This window comes from Polaromonas sp. P1_E3 (assembly GCF_056405935.1).
Window position 1 is genome coordinate 1 of sequence record NZ_JBFUBD010000359.1, and the last position, 2,700, is coordinate 2,700.

The 2,700-nt window shown below is 64.4% G+C and carries 3 protein-coding genes; all 3 read left to right on the plus strand.

Going from position 1 to position 2,700, the window contains the following annotated elements:
- The coding region (locus AC1D0Z_RS19130; protein WP_477659772.1) for a Bug family tripartite tricarboxylate transporter substrate binding protein at positions 1-734 on the plus strand (734 nt) is incomplete at its 5' end.
- Positions 735-740: 6 nt separating this feature from the next.
- Entirely contained in the window at positions 741-2,180 is a 1,440-nt protein-coding gene (locus tag AC1D0Z_RS19135) for an N-acyl-D-amino-acid deacylase family protein (RefSeq protein WP_477659773.1), read from the plus strand.
- Between the two features lie 169 nt (positions 2,181-2,349).
- On the plus strand, positions 2,350-2,700 hold a 351-nt coding region (locus AC1D0Z_RS19140; protein WP_477659774.1), incomplete at its 3' end, for an MAPEG family protein.

Below are 2,700 nucleotides of genomic sequence, written 5' to 3' on the forward strand. Positions count from 1 at the left end.
TTGTGCGTGCGGCGCCGGACGGCTACACGCTGGGCTATGGCAACGTGGGTACCCTGGCAATCAACAAGGCCCTTTTTGCCAAACTCCCTTACGACCCCGACAAGCAGCTGGTACCGGTGGCGCTGCTCGGTTATGTGCAAAACGCGCTGGTTGTCCGGAACGACCTTGGCGTGAAGAACGTGGCCGAGTTGATCGCGCTGGCCAAATCCAGGCCCGGCAAGCTCAGCATGGCTTCATCAGGCAACGGAACCACGGGGCACCTGGGTGGCGAGCTGTTCAAGAGCATGACCGGCACCTTCATGACCCATGTGCCCTATCGCGGCAGCCCGCAGGCGATCCAGGACCTGATGGGCGGGCAGGTTGACCTGATGTTTGACAACCTGTCGTCCATCGCGCCGCACATCAAGAGCGGCCGGGTCAAGGCGCTGGGCGTTTCGGGCCGGGCGCGCAGCCTGCAACTGCCCGATGTGCCCACCATCGGAGAGTTTGTCAAAGGCTATGAAACGACGGCCTGGGGCGGCATTGTGGCGCCGGCCGGCACGCCGCGGGACATCGTGATGCGGCTCAACAGCGAAATCAACAAGGTGCTGGGGAATGCCGCAGTCAATGAGCGCTACGCCGCCATCTCTTTCGAAACCACCCTGGGCCCGCCGGACCGCCTGTTTGACCGCGCCATGCGGGAGACACGCATGTGGGCGGAGGTCGTCAAGCGGGCCGGCGTCCAGCTGGATTGAACGCGAATGTTTGATCTCATCATTGAAGGCGGCGAGGTGATTGATGGAACCGGCGCGCTCCGCCTGCGCGCCGACGTGGGTGTGTTCCAGGGCAAGGTTGCCGCCATCGGCGACCTGACATCGGCACCGGCAACAGAACGCGTCAGTGCGCTTGGGCGCATCGTGGCGCCGGGATTTATTGATGCGCATACCCACGACGACCGCTTGTTGCTGATGCCCACGACGGGCCCGCACCCCAAGCTGTCGCAGGGTGTCACCACGGTCATCGCGGGCAATTGCGGCGTCAGCCTGGCCCCGCTGGAAACCACCAACCCGCCAGCGCCGCTGGACATTCTGGGCTCCGATGGCTGGGTCTACCGGAGTTTTGCGGCCTACCTCGATGCGCTGGCCCAGTCCAGCCTGGCCGTTAACGTAGCTTGTCTTGTCGGCCATTCCACACTAAGGGTCAAGCACATGGCAGACCTCGAACGGGCCGCAACGCCTGAAGAGGCAGCAGGCATGGCGACGGAACTCGCGGCAGCGCTGGCGGCCGGCGCCATCGGTATGTCGACAGGCCTGTACTACCCGCCCGCAAAAGCCGCCACGGCGGAAGAAGTGATTGCCGTGGGTGCACAGCTCAAGGCGTGCGGCGGCATTGTGGCCATGCACATTCGCGACGAAGGCGACGCTATTGACGAGGCACTGCGCGAGGCCCTGCATATCGGCCGCGAGCTCGGTGTGGGCACCGTGATCTCCCACCACAAACTGGTCGGCACAGCCAACCACGGGCGGTCTGTAGAGACATTGGCCCTGCTGGAGCAGGCCGCGCAAGGGCAGTCGGTGTGTTTCGACTGCTATCCGTACAACGCCTCTTCCACCATGCTGCTGCCGTCCCGCGTGAAGCAATCCAGCGACGTGCTGGTGACATGGTCGCAACCCGAGCCGGGTGTGGCCGGGCGATCATTGAAAGCGCTGGCGCGCGAGCGCAACCAGACCGAAGAAGACGTGGCCCGCGCGTTGCAGCCGGCCGGGGCCATTTACTTCGCCATGAGCGAAGACGACGTCAGCCGCATCCTGAGCCACCCGATGGCCATGGTCGGCTCCGACGGACTGGCGCATGACGTGCGGCCGCATCCGCGGCTGTGGGGAACTTTCCCCCGCGTGCTGGGGCACTATGTGCGCGAAAGAAAGCTCTTTTCGCTTGAGACGGCTATCTACAAGATGACCGGCCTCAGCGCCCGGCGCTTTGGCCTCACAGGCCGCGGAACGCTGGCGCCGGGCCATCACGCCGACATCGTCATCTTTGACCCGGACCGTGTGAACGCGAACGCGAGCTACGGGAGCCCGACCGAGGTCAGCTCAGGCATTGACGCCGTTTTTGTCAACGGCCAGCTCGCTTGCCGCGATGGCAAGACTGTGTGCGCGGGGGCGGGCCAGGTGCTGCGCAGGCAGGGCGCTTTGCCTTGACCATGCTGGGCCGGAAAGCTGTTTCTTCAGCGGTCTGGTCATCACGCGCCAGTGCTGCCCAGCCATCTTTTGTGGCTCTGTAGCAAAAGCTACAGAACACTTTTCCCGGCGCGGCTATCTTCGCGTTCGTGCCCGCATTGCGGCATGCAAACGAAGAAGGAAAACCATCATGTCCAAGGAAATCTACTGGCTGGCGCTGACCCTGGCCGCTGCAGCGTTGTTCGCCTTGCCTTATGTCCTCAACCGCATCGCCGTGCGCGGCCTGGGCGGTACGCTAGCCAACCCGACGGCCACAGAAAAATCCCTTGCCGAGTGGGCCCAGCGCGCACAGCGGGCCCAGGCCAATGCCACTGAAAACCTGGTGATTTTTGCGCCGGCCGTGCTGGCGGTGCAGGCCAGCGGCCGGGCCGATTCGGTGACGGCCGCCGCCTGCGCCGTGTATTTTTTTGCGCGGCTCGTTCACTACGTGGTTTACACGCTGGGTGTTCCCGGCGCACGCTCGCTTGCCTGGGCGGCGGGC